Origin of the sequence: Caulobacter zeae (genome assembly GCF_002858925.1) — a bacterium.
Classification (GTDB): Bacteria; Pseudomonadota; Alphaproteobacteria; order Caulobacterales; family Caulobacteraceae; genus Caulobacter; species Caulobacter zeae.
This window is the reverse complement of sequence record NZ_PJRS01000031.1, coordinates 18290-34968: the sequence shown is the minus strand read 5'-3', so window position 1 is coordinate 34968 and position 16679 is coordinate 18290. Positions and strand designations below refer to the sequence as shown.

Here is a 16679-nt window from a genome sequence, read left to right as displayed (position 1 = left end):
GTTACAGAGCGGCCGGGCCGGTTTCGCCGGTCCGGATGCGTACGGCTTCTTCGACATTGAGGACGAAGATCTTGCCGTCGCCGATCTTGCCCGTGGCCGCGGCGGCCTTGACCGCTTCGACCGCCTTGGCCGCGGACGCATCGTCCACCACGGCTTCCAGCTTCACTTTCGGCACGAAGTTCACTTGGTACTCCGCGCCGCGATAGATCTCGGTCTGGCCCTTCTGGCGGCCGTAACCCTTCACTTCCGACACCGTCAGGCCTTCGACGCCGGCGGCGACCAGCGCCTCGCGGACCTCGTCCAGCTTGAAGGGTTTGACGACCGCTATGATCAGTTTCATCCGGCTTGCTCCGGTCCGCTTTGAAGCGGACCCCCCTTGTTGATGGCTAGAGCGGATTTGCTCACTCGATCACCGCGACGCCGCCGGTAGCGGCCGCGTCGTTTCCCCGGCGCTCGCACGCTATCGGCCACGGTTCCTTGAGCGGGCCCGCGCGGTAGGCAATTGGAAAGGAAAGAGGCAAGGCGCCCGAAAAAGTATCATCGGTCGCTCAGTTTGCGCGCTTCTACAGCAAATGCGTCGTCCAGCGCCGCCGTGGCGCGGGGCGTCGCGCAACGTCTACAATGACCGCTCTTCCGCCGTTCCGAAGGATTCTCCGATGACGCCCCTGTGGGCCAAGATCGCCCCGTGGGGGCTGCTGATCTGCTCGAACGTGTTCATGACCTACGCCTGGTACGGCCACCTGAAGGGCAAGCCGCTGGCTCTGCCCGTGGCCATCCTCAGCAGTTGGCTGATCGCGCTTCCCGAGTACATGCTGGCGGTGCCCGCCAACCGCATCGGCCATGGCGTCTATTCCACGGCTCAGCTTAAGACGGGCCAAGAAGCGATAACCCTGATCGTCTTCACGTTGTTCTCGTATTTCTATCTGGGCGAGGCCATTCGCTGGACCACGATGCTGGGCTTCGTGCTGATTTTCGCCGGAGCTGCGCTGGTGTTCTTTTTCAAGTAAGGGCGAAGTCTGGATCACGAACCCGTGATCGGCTGCAACGGAGTCGCAATCTGGAGCGTAAAGCCGGCCTGAGTTTCAAGCGAAAGGACCAGGCCATGTATGTGACGCGCTTCCTCTCCGCCGCGGCGGCCATGGCGCTGCTGTCGGGCGTCGCCATCGCCCAGACCCCCGATCCCGCGGCGCCGGCCCAGCCGCCGGCCGCCGCGCCGCCGGCCGCGACCTCGGCTCCGGCGACCCCGGCCGCCAAGGTGACCCCGAACGGCGACCTTATCGCCACCGCACAGGCGTCGGGCCAGTTCACGACCTTCCTCAAGGCCCTGGACGCCACCAACCTGACCAGCGTGCTGAAGAGCAATCCGAACCTGACGGTGTTCGCGCCCACCGACGCGGCCTTCGCGGCCCTGCCGGCCGGTGAGCTGGATCGCCTGATGCAGCCGGCCAACGCCGCCCAACTGCAAAAGGTGCTGACCTACCACGTGATCAACACCAAGGTGGACTCGACCAAGATCACCGGCGCCAAGGGCGAGGTGAAGACGGTCGAGGGCTCGTCGGTGACCCTGGACGGCAGCGGCGCCAGCCCCATGGTCGACGGCGCCAATATCGTGCAGGCCGACGTGATGGCCACCAACGGCGTGCTGCACGTGGTCGACAAGGTGCTGATCCCCAAGGACGTGCCGATCCAGGCCGCCGCTGCCGCGACGGATGACGCCGCCACCAGCATGGCCTCGGCCACGACCAACAGCGACGCCATGGCGGCGACCGACGCCGGCGCCGACGTCGCCGCCCAGGCCGCGCCCGCCGCGGCTCCGGCCCCGGACCAGGCGACCACGCCCTCGGCCACCGACGCTCCGGCCGACCAGGCGATGAACCCGACGACCTCGCCGGCGCCGGCTGACCCGACCGCCGCCACGACGGCCCCGGCCGCCGACACCGGCACGGCCGCGCCGACCTCGGCGACGCTGGCGGCCTCGTCGATGGCCCCCGAGCAGCAGGCGACCCTGAAGGCGGGCGACGCCAACGTCGTCTCCAACCCGCCGGTCGCCGACACGCCCGAGAACCGCAAGGCCTACGGCGCGCCGATGTCGAGCGCGGGCAAGCGTTCGAGCGCCAAGGGGAACTAACAACCAGGACGAAGTGACAAACGACGTCCACTTCGCTTGAAGCGACAGTCGGCGGGCCCTATGGTCCGCCGACTTTTTTCAGGCCCCTGTTCGGACGTCATGCCCGCCGCCCCCAAATCGTTTCAAAGCCTCATCCTGACGCTCCACAACTACTGGAGCGAAAAGGGCTGCGTGATCCTGCAGCCGCACGACGTGGAAGTGGGGGCGGGGACGTTGCACCCGGCCACCGTGCTGCGCGCGCTCGGCCCCAAGCCGTGGAACGCGGCCTATGTGCAGCCCTCGCGCCGTCCGGGCGACGGCCGCTATGGCGAGAACCCCAACCGTCTTCAGCACTATTACCAGTACCAGGTGATCCTGAAGCCGAACCCGGCCAACATGCAGGACCTGTACCTGGGCTCGCTGGAGGCCATCGGCCTCGATCTGCGCACCCACGACATCCGCTTCGTCGAGGACGACTGGGAAAACCCCACCGTCGGCGCCTGGGGCCTGGGCTGGGAAGTCTGGTGCGACGGCATGGAAGTCAGCCAGTACACCTACTTCCAGCAGGTCGGCGGCCTGGACGTGAACCCGGTGGCGGGCGAGCTGACCTACGGCCTGGAACGCCTGGCGATGTACGTGTTCGGCGTCGACAACGTCTACGACCTGCCGTTCAACGATCCCGACTCGCCGCTGGGCGCGCTGACCTATGGCGACGTCTTCCTGGCCAACGAGCGCCAGCAGTCGGAAGCCAACTTCCACGGTTATGACGTGGCGGTGCTGAAGCAGCAGTTCGAGCAGATGGAGCAGCAGGTGCCGCTGATGCTGGCCCGCTCCTACAAGAACGAGACGCTCGTCCTGCCCGCCTACGACATGGTCCTCAAGGCCAGCCACCTCTTCAACCTGATGAACGCCCGCGGCGCGATCGCCGTCGCCGAGCGCGCCTCCTACATCGGCCGCATCCGCGACCTTTGTAGGATGTGCGCCCAGAAGTGGGTCGAGCTGCAGGAAGCCGCGTAACTCCGATGCCCCAACTGCTTCTCGAACTGTTCTCCGAAGAGATCCCCGCCCGCATGCAGGGCCAGGCCGCCAAGGACCTGGAGCGCATGGCGCGCGAACACCTGGCCGCCGCCGGCTTCCTGCCCGAGGCCCTGAAGACCTTCGCCGGTCCGCGCCGCCTGACCCTGGTGGCCGAAGGCCTGCCGCTGGCCCAGGCCGACCGCAAGGAAGAGCTCAAGGGGCCCCGCGTCGGCGCCCCGCAGCAGGCCATGGACGGTTTCCTGCGCAAAGCCGGCCTGACGCAGGACCAACTGGTCGAGCAGAACGGCGTCTGGATGGCCTTCGTCGAGAAGAAGGGCCGCCCGACCGCCGAAATCGTCGCCGAGATGGTGGAAGCCATCGTCCGCGGCTTCGCCTGGCCCAAGTCGATGACCTGGGGCACAGGCAAGCTGCGCTGGGTGCGTCCGCTCAAGCGTATCCTCTGCGTGCTGGACCGCGAAGTCGTGCCGTTCGAGATCGACGGGATCGTCAGCGGCGACGTCACCGAGGGTCACCGCTTCATGGGTGACGCAAAGCCCTTCACGGCCAAGGACTTCGACGAGTACGTGGCGGGCCTGGAGGCTCACTTCGTCGTGCTCGACGTCGAGGAGCGCAAGGAGCGCATCCTCGAGGGCTGCAAGACCCTGTGCTTCGCCCGTCACCTGGAACTGGTCGAGGACATCGGCCTGCTCGAGGAAGTTGCGGGCCTGGCCGAATGGCCGACGCCGGTGCTGGGCGACATGGACCCGTCGTTCCTCGACCTGCCGCCCGAGGTGATCCGCACCTCGATGCGCACCCACCAGAAGTACTTCGCCGTGCGCAAGCCGGGGCAGGCGGGCCTGGCGCCGCACTTCATCACCGTGGCCAATATCGAGGCCAAGGACGGCGGCAAGGTGATCGCCGCGGGCAACGCCAAGGTGCTGTCGTCGCGCCTGGCCGACGCCCGCTTCTTCTGGGACGAGGACGTCAAGACCGGCTTCGAGCCGTGGCTGGCCAAGCTGGAGGGCGTGACCTTCCACGCCAAGCTGGGCACCATGGCTCAGCGCGTCGAGCGCATCGTCGCCCTGGCCGGCGAGATCGCGCCCCTGGTCGGCGCCGATGTCGCCAAGGCCAAGGAAGCCGCGCGCCTGGCCAAGGCCGACCTGACCTCGCAGATGGTCGGCGAGTTCCCCGAGCTGCAAGGCGTCATGGGCGGCTACTACGCCCGCCACTTCGGCCTCGACGCCGAGGTCGCGGCGGCCGTGCAGGACCACTACAAGCCGCAGGGGCCGTCCGACGCCGTGCCGACCGCGCCGGTCAGCGTGGCCGTGGCCCTGGCGGATAAGCTGGACACCCTGGTCGGCTTCTTCGCCATCGACGAGAAGCCAACGGGGTCGAAGGATCCCTATGCGCTACGTCGCGCGGCGCTGGGCGTGATCAGGATCATCCTCGACAACGGCCTGCGCCTGCCGCTGGCCAAGTTCGGCAAGGACGATCTGCTGGCCTTCTTCGCCGACCGCCTGAAGGTGACCCTGAAGGACCAGGGCAAGCGCCACGACCTGGTGGACGCCGTGTTCGCCCTGGGCGACGACGACCTCGCGCGCATCGTCGCGCGGGTCGAGGCCCTGGACGGCTTCCTGAAGACCGACGACGGCAAGAACCTGCTGGCCGGCTACAAGCGCGCCTCCAACATCCTCAAGGCCGAGGAGAAGAAGGGCCCGCTGCCGGAAGGCCAGGCCGAAGAGCCGGCCGCCGACAGCGCCGCCGAGGTTGGGCTGTACCAGGCCCTGCGCCTGCTGGACCGCCCGCTGAAGGACGCTCTGGCCAAGGAAGACTTCACCGGCGCCATGGCCCAGCTGGCCGAGCTGCGCGGTCCAGTGGACGCCTATCTCGACGGCGTCTTCGTCAACGATCCCGAGCACCGCGACAACCGCCTCAAGACCCTGGCCGCCGTCCGCGCGGCGATGGGGCAGGTGGCGGATTTCGGGTTGGTTGCGGGGTAGGGCGCTTCGCGCGCCCCCTCAGTCGCTCCGCGATAGCTCCCCCAGACGGGGAGCATCTTAGCGCTTAAGATCTTCCCCCTCTTGGGGGGAGGTGGCCCAGAGGGCCGGAGGGGGGGGACGTTTTCAGCCGCCGCGGCATTTGCCGGGGTCGCAGGAACTTCCCCCTCAGTCGGCTTTGCCGACAGCTCTCCCTGAAGGGGGAAGGTTCTCCCTCTACTCGCAAACGTCCGCCCACTTGGCGCTGACGGCGTCCGTGCCGTCGGCCTCCTCGACCACCAGCGCGCCGTCGGACCAGACGAAGCGCTCGGGGCCGTCGAAGCTGTCCTGCGGCTGCTGCACGTCGACGTCGCCGCAGACCGAGACGACCTCGCCGTCCTGGTGGGTGAAGATCTTGCCGAAATTGACCGAGGTCGCCTCGGGGAAGCGGTTCTGCACGGCGATCTTGGCGCCGGCGATCGCCAGCTGGTCGTCGGCGCTGTCCTAGGTTTCTTCGGACGCGGTGTCGCGCACCACGTAGGCGACCAGACCGCCGCCGACGGCGAGCAGGAGGACGGCGGCGATCGCGCCGATGACGACGGACTTGTCCAGTTTCATGGCCCGCAGTCGGCCGCAGGTTGCGGCGAGCGTCAACCGTTGCTCCATTTCTTCCGTCATTCCCGCCACAAGGGCGGGAATGACGGGAAGTAGGGTGGGGCTATTCCCGCAGCAGCGGCAGCGACAGTCCGCCGGCCTGCCGCGCTCCGAGGATCTCCCGCCGGAAGCGGAACAGCTCGGCCGGGCGGCCGCCGGTCTCGCTGTCGAGGCGGCCCAGGCCCTCGACCAGGTCCTCGCGCTCGACCACGCGGCGGAAGTTCTGCTTGTGCAGCGGCACGCCGGCGATGGCCTCGACGGTGCGCTGCAAGGCCGACAGGGTGAACTCGGCGGTCATCAGTTCGAAGGCGACGGGGCGGTACTTGATCTTGCCGCGTAGGCGGGAGAGACCCGTGGCCAGGATCCGCCGGTGGTCGGAGATCATCGGCTCGCCCAAGGCGGCCGACAGGGCGACCGGCTCGGCCGGGTCGTGGCCGTCGGCGCGGGCGCGGTCGCGGGCGGCTTCGGGGGCCAGGCCGGCCTCGTAGAGCAGCTCGTAGCGCTCAAGCACCCGTTCCTCGTTCCAGGGGGCGCCGTCCAGCGCGAAGGCCAGGCGGGCGCGCGACAGGCGGTCGGCGTCGTCGCCGGCCCAGCGGCGCAGGGCCGGGGCGATGGCCTCGTCCAGCAGGGCCGGGCGGCCGGCGCGCCAGTCTTCCCAGGGGAAAAACCGGGTCCACGGCGCCCAGGCGGTGTCGGGGGCTTGCGTGTCGGTGGCCTTGGGCGTCAGGCCCAGATAGCCGATCGAGACGACACGCGCCGCGCCGGCGCCGACCTCGGCCCGGGGGGCGTCGCGACCCTTGTCGCCGAAGGTGTAGAGCTGCTCGACATAGCCCAGCTGGAACCGCGTCTGTTCGGTGACGAAGGCGCGCAGGGCCAGTTCGAAGGTGCGGTGGCCCTCGGGGTCGAAGGGGCCGAAGGGCAGGCCGGGCAGGGGCGAGGCGATGTCGGTGATCGCGTCGTGCGGCCGTACGGTCAGCACCACGACCTCGCCGTCGCGCACGGCCACAACCACGGCCGACAGGCCGATGACGATGCCGGAAGAGGCTGCTGGCGGAGCCGTCATTCGGTCTCGAAGGCTTCGCCCGGCGCCGACTCGTAGCCGGCCGCCTTGGACAGCACGTGGAAGCGCTGGACGTAGCGTCCTTGCGCTTCGAACGGGGGCAGGGGCGTGATCTTCAGGTCGTAGCCGGCCGGCGGCGCGCCGAAGATCGACAGGGATTCGCCGTGCTCGAAGCCGGCCAGCTGGGTGGCCTCGAAGAAGGCGCAGGCGCGGTCGGCCTGCTTGATCAGCTTCTTGATTGGCGCAGGAGTCTTCACCGGCAGGCCGAAGCGGATGTGGATCGCGTCTTCCAGCCGGGCCTCGAAGTCCTTGTAAGACACGCCCAGCGCCGCCTTGAACGGGCTGATCATGTCGCCGATCACGTATTCGGAGGCGTCGTGCAGCAGCGCGGCCAGGCGCCAGCGCGGCTCCAGGTCGGGCTTGATGTGGGCGGCGATCTCCTCGACGACGAGGCTGTGCTGGGCCACCGAGAAGCCGTGCTCGCCGATCGTCTGGCCGTTCCAGCGAGCCACGCGCGCCAGGCCGTGGGCGATGTCCTCGATCTCGATGTCCATGGGCGAGGGATCCAGCAGGTCCAGCCGGCGTCCCGACAGCATCCGCTGCCACGCCCTCGGAGGGCTCTTATGCAGCCCTTTGGCCACGAGATCGTTCCTTATGGTGAAGGTGGTTTGAGTGCCGCATCGCTTGATGAAGATCAATGATGGCCCGGCCCGACGCCTGTGGAAATGCGTTTGTTGGAAATGCGTACCGAGGAGCGTGACAGTCGAAAGTGGTTACCGGTTTCGACGACCGTCACGCGTCAGGGAAATGGAGGATGGATCATGAGCTGGGCAAGGATCATGGCGCCGCTGGCGGGAGCCAAGCCTGACGAGGGCGTGCTGCGGGCCGCCGCCGTGCTGGCGGGCGCCTTCGACGCCGAACTGGCCGCCGTCCACGCCCCGGCAGACGTGGCCGACCTGATGCCGTGGATGGGCGAAGGCTTCATGGGCGGCGTGCAGGTCACGGCCCTGGAGAGCCTGAAGGAGGCCGCCGTCGAGGGCGCGCACGCCGTCGAGACCATGGTCGCGGCGGTCGGTTATCCGAAGTCGCGCGTGACCACGCTGGAATCGCCCGTCTGGGCGGGTCTGGCCATGGAGTGCCGGCTGTCGGACGTCATCGTGTTCGACAGCGCCGCCGCGCGCGGCAAGGGCCCGCTGGCCGAGGCCTTCCAGCAGATGATCGCCGATGAGCAGCGGCCCGTGGTCGTGGCCCGCGAGGGGCTGAAGGTCGGCGGGACGGCGTTGGTGGCCTGGGACGGCGGCAAGGAGGCCAGCCGCGCCCTGCGCACGGCGCTGCCGCTGCTGCAGAAGGCTTCGCGGGTGGTGGTGGCCGGCGCGCCGGCGGCCTCGTCGCGCAGCTTCGAACTGGCCCGGATGGTCGACTTCCTGGCCGCGCGGGGCGTCGCCGCCCAGGTGCGGGTGCTGGAAGGCTCGCACGACGCGGCCAAGCTGCTGCTCGAGGCGGCGAGGGCGGAGGGCACCGACTTCCTGGTCGCCGGCGCCTTCGGGCACCCGAGGCTTCAGGAGTTCATTTTCGGCGGCACGACGCGCAGCCTGCTGAACGCCGACGGCCCGTCGCTCTTCCTGTCGCACTGACCATTCAATCAAGAAGACCAAGAAGAAGGAGGCAGCTCATGTCCCTATCGCGCATCGTCATGCGTCTGGCCCGCAATCCGGGCACCGAATTCGCCGGCGGCGACGATCATCGCGGCTACGCCCTGACCGCGCCGCTGACGGCCGACGGTCACCTGGACGAGGCCGAGTACGCCAAGGCGAGGAAGGACTGTGCGGTGCGCCGCTTCGCTCCCGACGAGGACGCGGCCGACGGCCGCCTGGCCCGGCGCGGCGAGCGCTGGTTCTTCGACTATGACGAGGACGATCAGATCGACGACGAGCCCGTCCACCGCCTGGGCCAGCACCGCTTCGCCGTCGGCGAGTACGTCACCGTGACCGACGAGGACGGCCGGCCGCTGACCTACAAGGTGATGGAAGTCACGCCGATCTGATAGAGAGCCTCCCCCTAATGGGGGAGGCGGCCGAAGGCCGGTGGGGGGACGTTTTCAGCTGCCGAGAAGTCGGCCGACCCCGCGATCACGCCCCCCACCGATCGCTTCGCGATCACCTCCCCCACAGGGGGAGGTTCCTTTAGGCCTCACCCGCCCACGTTGTGGCGGACCAGGGCCTTCATGTCCTTGAAGAGGTCGCCGTCCTCGGAGTTGCGGTCCTTGGCCTTTACGATGGCCACGGCCAGCGGGCCGCCCTTGGGGCCGCGGGCTTCATAGCCGGCCAGGTGATAGCCGCCAGGGGCCTTATCGCTGGCCAGGACGAGGGTGGCGCGCACGCCGTCGTTCTCCTTCTGGCGATGGCGAACCACCGCGCCGTGGTCGTCGGCGCGGATGTCGACCTCGCCGTCCTTGTCGTCGGAGCTGCTGACGCGGACGGTGCGGCTTTCGCGGCCGCCGTCCTTGCGCTCCTCGACCGAAGTGGTGCGCTCGCCGTCCTTGCTGGTGACGTTCTTGGTGATGCGGACCTGGGCCTCGCCGTCGTCGGCGTTGATGGTCATGCCGCCGATACGGATGTTCGCGCCTTCGTCGCGGGCGTCGATGCTGACGCCGGGCAGCCTGATCTGCGCGGTTTCCTTGCCTTTCGGCGCGCCCGGGGCGGCCGGAGCCTTCAGGTGCGGCATCAGGGCCTTGAGGTCGGTCTCGATCGGGTTCAGCGCCGCCTCGGCGTCGTCGCCTTGCAGGGCCACCAGGCGCAGGGTCACCTCGGCGTTGTCGCCGGCGTAGCCGCACGACTTGCCGTCCGGCGCGATGCTGACACGGGTCAGCCGGCCCTGGCGGTCGGGGCAGTCCAGGCGCTCGATGGCGCGTAGCGGCTCGCGCTTGTGGATCACGCGCTCGTGCCGCTCGGTCTTCACCGAGGCGGGCGGCGAGCAGGCGGCGAGGGCGGCGGCGCCGGCGGCCAGGACCAGGATGAGGCGCATCGGGGAATATCCTTCACGTTCGGCGCGAAGGTGTGCGGCTCGGCGACCGGCGTCCAATGAAATTGCGGTAACGGGACTATTGGCCCGGACGGGCGCTGCCCTCGCGGCGGGCCAGGAAGGCCAGGCGCTCGAACAGGTGGACGTCCTGCTCGTTCTTCAGCAGGGCGCCGTGCAGCGGCGGGATCAGCTTGGTCGGATCCTTCTCGCGCAGCACGGTCTCGTCGATGTCCTCGACGAGCAGCAGCTTCAGCCAGTCCAGCAGCTCCGAGGTCGACGGTTTCTTCTTCAGGCCCGGAACCTTGCGCATGTCGTAGAAGATGCGCAGCGCCTCGGCGACCAGCTTCTGCTTGATGCCCGGGAAGTGCACGTCGACGATGGCCTGCATCGTCTGCTCCTCGGGGAAGCGGATGTAGTGGAAGAAGCAGCGGCGCAGGAAGGCGTCCGGCAGTTCCTTCTCGTTGTTGGAGGTGATGATCATCACCGGCCGCACCTGGGCCTTGATGGTCTCGCCGGTCTCGTAGACGAAGAACTCCATGCGATCGAGCTCCTGCAGGAGGTCGTTCGGGAACTCGATGTCGGCCTTGTCGATCTCGTCGATCAGCAGCACGGGGCGGACGGGCGATTCGAACGCCTCCCAGAGCTTGCCCTTCTTGATGTAGTTCTTGACGTCCTTGACGCGCTCGTCGCCCAGCTGGCTGTCGCGCAGGCGGGTGACGGCGTCGTACTCGTAGAGGCCCTGCTGGGCCTTGGTCGTCGACTTGATGTGCCAGGTCAGCAGCGGGGCGTTCATCGCCTTGGCGACCTCGTAGGCCAACACCGTCTTGCCGGTGCCCGGCTCGCCCTTGATCAGCAGGGGGCGTTCCAGGGCCACGGCCGCGTTGACGGCGACCTTCAGGTCCTCGGTGGCGACATAGTCGGCGGTGCCTTCGAAGCGCGAGCTCATGCGGTGTCCCTGGACGGCGGCCCCGGATGGAGCGCGCCTCGAACAAGTGTTCAAATCTTCAGGGCTAACCTACAGAGCCGCGCCGCGCGATCAAGACGGGTTGTGCGGAGGCTGGCGATGGCGGCGCGCCACCGACGGCGGATCGCTGGCGGGGAAGCTGTCCTCCAGGCCTTCCTCCAGTTGGTCTTCCAGGTATTCCGGCTGTTCGGCTTCGTCTTGCGGCTTCTCGGGGGGCTTTTCGGGCTTCGGATCGGACATGCGGTGATCTCCTGTCGGGCCTTGCGACAGCCTGACGTGACGGTGCGGACAGCGCAACTATGGCCGTGCGAAGAGCGCGGCTAGAACGCTTCGAGCGGGGTTTTGACGATCGTGGCCTAGCGGCGCTCGTAGCCGAGGGCCTCGATGTCGTCTTCGGCCAGGCGAGTCGACTCGTAGTCGGACGGCTCCTCGTCGTCGGTCGAGATCACGTCCTCGTCCGACAGGCCGCCGCCGACGGGGTCCAGCGGTTCGCGCTCGACGTCGAGGCCTTCGTCGTCGCGGCCGGCCTCGAGCTCGTCGTCGATCTCGTCGAACTCGGACTCGTCGAGGAGGTCGTCGTCGTCTTCGTCCTCGGATGCGTCGTCTTCGGCCTGGGTGACGTCGTAGACGTCGTCGATCTCGTCGAAATTGGCGATCTCCTGGCCGTCATCGGTCAGGTTGGTCTCGTCCAGAACCTCGGCGACATCCTGCGGATCGTAGTCGTTTTCCGGCGGCATGGCGGGTCTCCCTGATGGGGCGACGATCGTCGCCCGTTCAGGGAATCAAACCCGCCCCGGCGCCCGATGTTCCTGGCCGTCTACTTCGCGAAATCGGCCAGGGCGCCGGCGACGTCGGCCATGATCGGCCGCCAGTCGTCGTAGTCCGGCGCGATGAAGCAGCGGCACTGCGGATACCAGGGCGAATGGTCCGAGCCCAGGCGCGTCCACGAGGCCGCGCCGGTCAGCATCCAGATCGGGGCGCCGCACGCGCCGGCCAGGTTGATGGTGGCGTTGGAGAAGCCGATCACCAGATCCAGCGCGCAGGAGAGGGCGGCCACGTCGTCCAGATCCTGCTTCAGGTCGATGCCCGGCGGGGTCCAGATCTCGACGCCCAGTTGCTCGCGGGCGTAGGCGATCTCTTCGTCGCAGTCGCCGTATTGCAGGTTGATGAACGACACGCCGGGCGTCTTCAGGACGGGTTCCCACAGCTCGAAGGGCGAGAACAGGCGGGCGCGCTCGGCGTTCAGCTTCAGGCTCTTCCAGAGCAGGCCGACCTTGGGTCCGGGCGGGGCGTCCTCCAGCACCTTCTTCCAATGCGCGACGCGTTCGGGATCGGGGGTGAGGAAGCGCTCGCGCTGGGGGAAGGCCTCCACCGACGGGCGCAGGGTCTCCAGCAGCGAGCCCATGGGGACCCAGCAGTCGATGCCCGACCAGTCCTCGATGAACGGGGCGTCGCGGTAGATGTGGCCCTGGTAGGAGACGGTGCGGTGAACGGCGACGTTCGCTTCCGGATAGCTGCGCTCGAACAGCGGCACGAGGCGGCGCTCGACCAGGATCGACAGCCCGCCGTCCGGGCCCACGGCCTCCGCGACGTCGGGCAGGGTGTTGGCGAACATCACCTCGTCGCCCAGACCCTGCTCGGCCACGACCAGGATGTGCTTGCCGGCGAAGCCCTGGTCGGGCGTCCAGCGCTTGACCGGGAACTGGTAGTTGGGAACGCCGGCCAACTCGGTGGACAGGCGCGCGCTGTAGGCGGCCCAGCCCTCGGTCACGCGGCCCAGCGCCAGCAGGATGGTCGAGCGCGCGAAGCTCATGGCCGCCAGGTCTTCCGCGGAATCGGCGACCAGGATGCCGGCGTCGCAGTCGGCCAGGGCGCCTTCCACGTCGCCCAGGTCGAGGCGGGCGAAGGCGCGGTTGTGCAGGCCCTTGCCGAACAGGGGGGCCAGGCGCAGCGCCTCGTCGAAGAAGGTCACGGCGGTGCGGCCTTCGCCCAGGCTGCACATCACCGTGCCCAGGGTATTCCACAGCACCGGCTGGGTGGGATTGGTCTGGATGGCGGGCTTGAGGATGTCGATCGCCGCCGATTCCTGGTTCAGGTCGCGCAGGGCGCAGGCCAGGTTGTTGGTCGCTTCCAGGCTGGCGGGATTGGCGTTCAGGCAGTGCATGAACAGCTTGGCGGCGATTTCCGGCATCTCCATGCGGAAGGCCAGGCGGCCAAGGTCGCCGGCCACGGCGGACTCGTCGGGCAGGAGCTTCAGCGCGGCTTCGTAGCAATGCATCGACGAGGCGAAGTCGCCCGTCTTCTCACGGGCCACGGCCAGGACGTGCCAGGCTGGGCCCGCGCGCTCGTTCTTCTTGAGCGCCTTGAGGGCGGTCTTTTCGGCCAGGACGTACTCACCGCGCTGCACGGCGATGATCGCCTTGTTCAGCAGCTTGATGGTGGCCGGATCCTGGATCGCGGTGGCCTCGCGATTGAGGCGGGCGATCGAATCGGCGGAGGCGGAATCGCCCAGCTGGGACGCGCGCAGGCCCGGAAGGACCCCTTGACCGGCCGCCTCCTGGGCGGTTGCGAGGGCGGCGGCCGAGATTCCGGAGCCGAGATTGCGGGACATGCGTACACCTTGGCGATTGGGTGGCTTCATCCTCTGGGCGAGTATGCTTAATTGTGTCCTAAGCTGCGACTTACGGTCGCGCGGCCGGCAATAGGGCGTTAACCCGCTGCCCTCTAGGTTCCGGTCGAACGCCATACCGGCGAACCGCCATCGAGGCGGACGGGCGCAGCGATAGAAAGGAACGGCTAGAAGTGCCTTTGAAGCTGTCGCTGAAGCCCGGCGAGAAATTCGTGCTCAACGGGGCGGTCGTCCAGAACGGCGATCGTCGCGGGGTGCTGGTCCTGCAGAACAAGGCCTCGGTGCTGCGTGAAAAGGACATCATGCAGCCCGACCAGGTGACCACGCCATCGCGTCACATCTACTTCCCGGTCATGATGATGTACCTGGAAGAGAGCGGCGCGGAGAAATACTACGACGAGTTCGCCACGCGCCTGACCGAGTTCATGGGCGTGGTTCGTAATCCTGGCGTGCTGGCCGATTGCATCGCGATCTCCAAGCACGTCATGGCCCGCGAGTACTACAAGGCGCTCATGCTGAGCCGTAAGTTGATCGATTACGAAGACGAGAGGTTGGGGAATGTCTCTTCGGGCCTACCAGCAGGCGGCGACCAGGACTGAGAATCCGCGCGAGGTCGAGTATCGTCTGTTCGGACAGGTGACGCGCGCCCTCATGGAGGCTTCCCAGGCCGACGTGAACGACATCCAGACGCGCATCCACGCGCTGGACTGGAACCGTCGCGTCTGGTCGGCGCTGGCAACCGATTGCGCGCTGCCTGAGAACACCATGACCAAGGAGCTTCGCGCGAGCATCATCTCGCTGAGCATCTGGGTGGGGCGTCACTCGAGCCTGGTCATGCGCAAGGAGGAAGACTTCGAGCCGCTGATCGAGATCAACCGCATGATCATGCAGGGGCTGGCCGGCCGCGCGGAAGCGGCCTGATCGCTTAAGGCCTAGCTCGGCGCCGATTGCCGCCTCTCTTCGGAAAAACCTGCCGCCCGGCGAATGTTGCATTCGCCGGGCGGTTTCGTTTCCGGCCCATGCTTCGAAATTTCCGTTTTATTTCAGTGGATTGCGATTTGGCCTGAACTGGCCCGCCGTTTGCGATGGTTCCCGCGGGCAAAACGCCCGACCGGCAAAACGCCGGGGCTCTCCACCAAAACGGTAGGTTCCTATGATCGCCAACTCCATCAACACCAATGCCGGCGCGATGATCGCGCTGCAAAACCTGAACGCCACCAACTCGGAGCTGACCACCACCCAGCAACGCATCAACACCGGCAAGAAGATCGCGAACGCCAAGGATAACGGCGCGATCTGGTCGATGGCGGAGATGCAGCGCGCGACCTCGAGCTCGTTGAATGCCGTGAAGGACTCGCTCCAGCGCGGTCAGTCGACCATCGACGTTGCGTTGGCGGCCGGCGACACGGTCACCGACCTGCTCGGCAAGATGAAGGAAAAAGCCCTGGCCGCTTCCGACACCTCGCTCAACACCGCCTCGTTCAAAGCGCTGCAGGCCGACTTCACGTCGCTGCGCGACCAGATCACCAAGGCCGTGACCAACGCCAAGTTCAACGGCGCCAGCGTGGTGGACGGTTCGACCACCAAGCTCGCGTTCCTGGCGAACGAAACGGGCGCGGCGTTCACCGTCACCTCGCGGACCCTGTCCCTCACGGGCATCGGTCTGTCGACGACGACGACCTTCACGACGGCCGCCGCTGCAAAGACGATGATCGCCACGATCGATACGGCTCTGCAGACTGCGACCAACAAGCTGGCCTCGCTCGGCACCAACTCGGTGGGCCTGGACATGCACTTGACCTTCATGGGCAAGCTGCAGGACAGCCTCGACGCCGGTGTCGGCAACCTGGTCGATGCGGACATGGCCAAGGAAAGCGCCAAGCTGCAGTCGCTGCAAACCAAGCAGCAACTGGGCGTGCAGGCACTGTCCATCGCCAACCAGGCGCCCCAATCGATCATGTCGCTCTTCCGCGGCTGATCGAAGAAGCGCCGAACCTGGCGACCAAGCGCCGGGCGATCGAAAGATCGCCCGGCGTTTTCTTTTGTTCCGGGGTCTGATTTTCGGCGATCGCTGGTCGGTTTGCGGGTGGGCAATTCGGTCGCATCTGCCGAAACCTGCCCGGCAATATTTGCCGGATGGTTGCTGCGCTCGGCAAAAAATGCCGGCTCAGGGTATCCTAAACGAACCTATAACGTTGTAATTTCAATGACTTAGAATTTTTCATCGGGTGGGCAGGATTGGCCCGGTAGTTGCTTCCTAGTTCAGCGAGCAAAACGCTCCCGGCAGTCAAAATGACGTCGGACAACCTGAAATAGGAACATATTCGTTATGGCGCTGAACAGCATCAACACGAACTCGGGCGCGATGATCGCCCTGCAGAACCTGAACTCGACCAACAGCGAGCTCGGCGTTACCCAGCAGCGGATCAACACCGGCAAGAAGATCGGCTCCGCCAAAGACAACGGCGCCATCTGGGCCACCGCCAAGAACCAATCGGCCACCGCTTCCTCGCTCAACGCCGTGAAGGACTCGCTGCAACGCGGTCAGTCCACGATCGACGTCGCTCTGGCGGCTGGCGACACCGTCACCGACCTGCTCGGCAAGATGAAGGAAAAGGCCCTGGCCGCTTCCGACACCTCGCTGAACACCGCGTCGTTCAACGCGCTGAAGGCTGACTTCACCTCGCTGCGCGACCAGATCACCAAGGCTGTGACCAACGCCAAGTTCAACGGCGCCAGCATCATCGACGGTTCGACCACGAAGCTCAGCTTCCTGGCCAACTCGGACGGCACGGCGATCACCGTGAACTCCAAGACCCTGTCGCTGGCCGGCATCGGTCTGAGCACCACGACCACCTTCACGACCGCCGCTGCGGCCAAGACGATGATCACCACCATCGACACGGCCCTGCAGACGACGACCAACAAGCTGGCCTCGCTGGGCACCAGCTCGACGGGCCTGGACACCCACCTGAACTTCGTCGGCAAGCTGCAAGACAGCCTCGACGCCGGTGTGGGCAACCTGGTCGACGCCGACCTGGCCAAGGAAAGCGCCAAGCTCCAAGCCCTGCAAACCAAGCAGCAGCTGGGCATCCAGGCGCTCTCGATCGCCAACCAGTCGACCGGTACGGTCCTGAGCCTGTTCCGATAAGGGACGAGCAGGGGGCGATCTTCACGGGTCGCCCCCGCCTTTCTCGCGGCCCCAGGCCGGGGAGGGGAGCAAGAAGGCGCCGCCGCGAAACGGCGGTGAT

Annotated in this window: 20 protein-coding genes; 10 read left to right on the top strand and 10 right to left on the bottom strand. The window is 67.1% G+C overall.

The window, feature by feature from the left end; all coding sequences use genetic code 11:
* Position 1 precedes the first annotated feature (1 nt).
* Positions 2 to 340 (bottom strand): P-II family nitrogen regulator, encoded by a 339-nt coding sequence (locus SGCZBJ_RS15755; protein ID WP_035046383.1) that lies wholly within the window; start codon positions 338 to 340, stop codon positions 2 to 4.
* 316 nt (positions 341 to 656) lie between these two features.
* Here SGCZBJ_RS15755 and SGCZBJ_RS15750 point away from each other — a divergent pair, with 316 nt between their 5' ends.
* The 4 genes from SGCZBJ_RS15750 to glyS all read left to right on the top strand — a co-directional run bounded on the left by SGCZBJ_RS15750 (position 657) and on the right by glyS (position 5124).
* The gene (locus SGCZBJ_RS15750; RefSeq protein WP_101718941.1) at positions 657 to 1007 is read left to right on the top strand and encodes a DMT family protein; all 351 of its coding nucleotides are present in this window, start codon (positions 657 to 659) and stop codon (positions 1005 to 1007) included.
* 95 nt (positions 1008 to 1102) lie between these two features.
* A complete protein-coding gene (locus tag SGCZBJ_RS15745; RefSeq protein ID WP_101718940.1) occupies positions 1103 to 2128 on the top strand; it encodes a fasciclin domain-containing protein in 1026 nt (341 codons plus the stop codon).
* A gap of 99 nt (positions 2129 to 2227) precedes the next feature.
* Complete coding sequence (locus SGCZBJ_RS15740; RefSeq protein WP_101718939.1) at positions 2228 to 3124, top strand: glycine--tRNA ligase subunit alpha; 897 nt, start codon at positions 2228 to 2230, stop codon at positions 3122 to 3124.
* A gap of 5 nt (positions 3125 to 3129) precedes the next feature.
* Positions 3130 to 5124 (top strand): glycine--tRNA ligase subunit beta, encoded by a 1995-nt coding sequence (gene glyS, locus SGCZBJ_RS15735; protein ID WP_101718938.1) that lies wholly within the window; start codon positions 3130 to 3132, stop codon positions 5122 to 5124.
* 213 nt (positions 5125 to 5337) lie between these two features.
* On the opposite strand, the gene SGCZBJ_RS15730 is transcribed toward glyS, so the two are convergent.
* The 4 genes from SGCZBJ_RS15730 to SGCZBJ_RS15720 form a co-directional block, all read right to left on the bottom strand.
* Entirely contained in the window at positions 5338 to 5559 is a 222-nt protein-coding gene (locus tag SGCZBJ_RS15730; protein ID WP_101718937.1) for a hypothetical protein, read from the bottom strand.
* A 45-nt stretch (positions 5560 to 5604) separates the two neighbouring features.
* Complete coding sequence (locus SGCZBJ_RS25695; protein WP_165799340.1) at positions 5605 to 5754, bottom strand: hypothetical protein; 150 nt, start codon at positions 5752 to 5754, stop codon at positions 5605 to 5607.
* A gap of 64 nt (positions 5755 to 5818) precedes the next feature.
* The gene (locus SGCZBJ_RS15725; RefSeq protein ID WP_101718936.1) at positions 5819 to 6817 is read right to left on the bottom strand and encodes an NUDIX hydrolase; all 999 of its coding nucleotides are present in this window, start codon (positions 6815 to 6817) and stop codon (positions 5819 to 5821) included.
* The gene (locus SGCZBJ_RS15720; protein WP_101718935.1) at positions 6814 to 7455 is read right to left on the bottom strand and encodes a YfbR-like 5'-deoxynucleotidase; all 642 of its coding nucleotides are present in this window, start codon (positions 7453 to 7455) and stop codon (positions 6814 to 6816) included. Before SGCZBJ_RS15720 ends, SGCZBJ_RS15725 begins: the two co-directional genes overlap by 4 nt.
* Before the next feature lie 180 nt (positions 7456 to 7635).
* Between SGCZBJ_RS15720 and SGCZBJ_RS15715 the strand changes: the two genes are divergently transcribed.
* Together SGCZBJ_RS15715 and SGCZBJ_RS15710 are read left to right on the top strand one after the other, a co-directional pair.
* Positions 7636 to 8448: a universal stress protein gene (locus SGCZBJ_RS15715; protein WP_101718934.1), complete on the top strand. Its 813-nt coding sequence runs from the start codon at positions 7636 to 7638 to the stop codon at positions 8446 to 8448.
* Positions 8449 to 8486: 38 nt separating this feature from the next.
* Entirely contained in the window at positions 8487 to 8858 is a 372-nt protein-coding gene (locus tag SGCZBJ_RS15710) for a hypothetical protein (RefSeq protein WP_101718933.1), read from the top strand.
* A 146-nt stretch (positions 8859 to 9004) separates the two neighbouring features.
* Here the strand turns inward: SGCZBJ_RS15710 and SGCZBJ_RS15705 are convergent, their stop codons facing one another.
* The 5 genes from SGCZBJ_RS15705 to SGCZBJ_RS15690 form a co-directional block, all read right to left on the bottom strand.
* Positions 9005 to 9838 (bottom strand): hypothetical protein, encoded by an 834-nt coding sequence (locus SGCZBJ_RS15705; protein WP_101718932.1) that lies wholly within the window; start codon positions 9836 to 9838, stop codon positions 9005 to 9007.
* A 76-nt stretch (positions 9839 to 9914) separates the two neighbouring features.
* Complete coding sequence (locus SGCZBJ_RS15700) at positions 9915 to 10781, bottom strand: AAA family ATPase (RefSeq protein ID WP_101718931.1); 867 nt, start codon at positions 10779 to 10781, stop codon at positions 9915 to 9917.
* Between the two features lie 90 nt (positions 10782 to 10871).
* Entirely contained in the window at positions 10872 to 11039 is a 168-nt protein-coding gene (locus tag SGCZBJ_RS25690; protein WP_165799339.1) for a hypothetical protein, read from the bottom strand.
* Positions 11040 to 11155: 116 nt separating this feature from the next.
* Positions 11156 to 11536 (bottom strand): primosomal protein, encoded by a 381-nt coding sequence (locus SGCZBJ_RS25685; RefSeq protein ID WP_165799338.1) that lies wholly within the window; start codon positions 11534 to 11536, stop codon positions 11156 to 11158.
* Positions 11537 to 11616: 80 nt separating this feature from the next.
* Positions 11617 to 13410: a tetratricopeptide repeat-containing glycosyltransferase family protein gene (locus SGCZBJ_RS15690; RefSeq protein ID WP_101718929.1), complete on the bottom strand. Its 1794-nt coding sequence runs from the start codon at positions 13408 to 13410 to the stop codon at positions 11617 to 11619.
* Between the two features lie 191 nt (positions 13411 to 13601).
* Here SGCZBJ_RS15690 and flbT point away from each other — a divergent pair, with 191 nt between their 5' ends.
* From flbT to SGCZBJ_RS15670, 4 genes are all read left to right on the top strand, one after another.
* Positions 13602 to 14027, top strand: coding sequence for a flagellar biosynthesis repressor FlbT (flbT, locus tag SGCZBJ_RS15685; protein ID WP_101715744.1), 426 nt, complete (start codon positions 13602 to 13604; stop codon positions 14025 to 14027).
* Entirely contained in the window at positions 13987 to 14349 is a 363-nt protein-coding gene (gene flaF / locus SGCZBJ_RS15680) for a flagellar biosynthesis regulator FlaF (protein WP_101715743.1), read from the top strand. The genes flbT and flaF overlap by 41 nt, the downstream gene beginning before the upstream one ends.
* 232 nt (positions 14350 to 14581) lie before the next feature.
* Entirely contained in the window at positions 14582 to 15406 is an 825-nt protein-coding gene (locus SGCZBJ_RS15675; protein ID WP_101718928.1) for a flagellin, read from the top strand.
* A 351-nt stretch (positions 15407 to 15757) separates the two neighbouring features.
* Positions 15758 to 16579: a flagellin gene (locus SGCZBJ_RS15670; protein WP_101718927.1), complete on the top strand. Its 822-nt coding sequence runs from the start codon at positions 15758 to 15760 to the stop codon at positions 16577 to 16579.
* Positions 16580 to 16679: the final 100 nt, after the last annotated feature.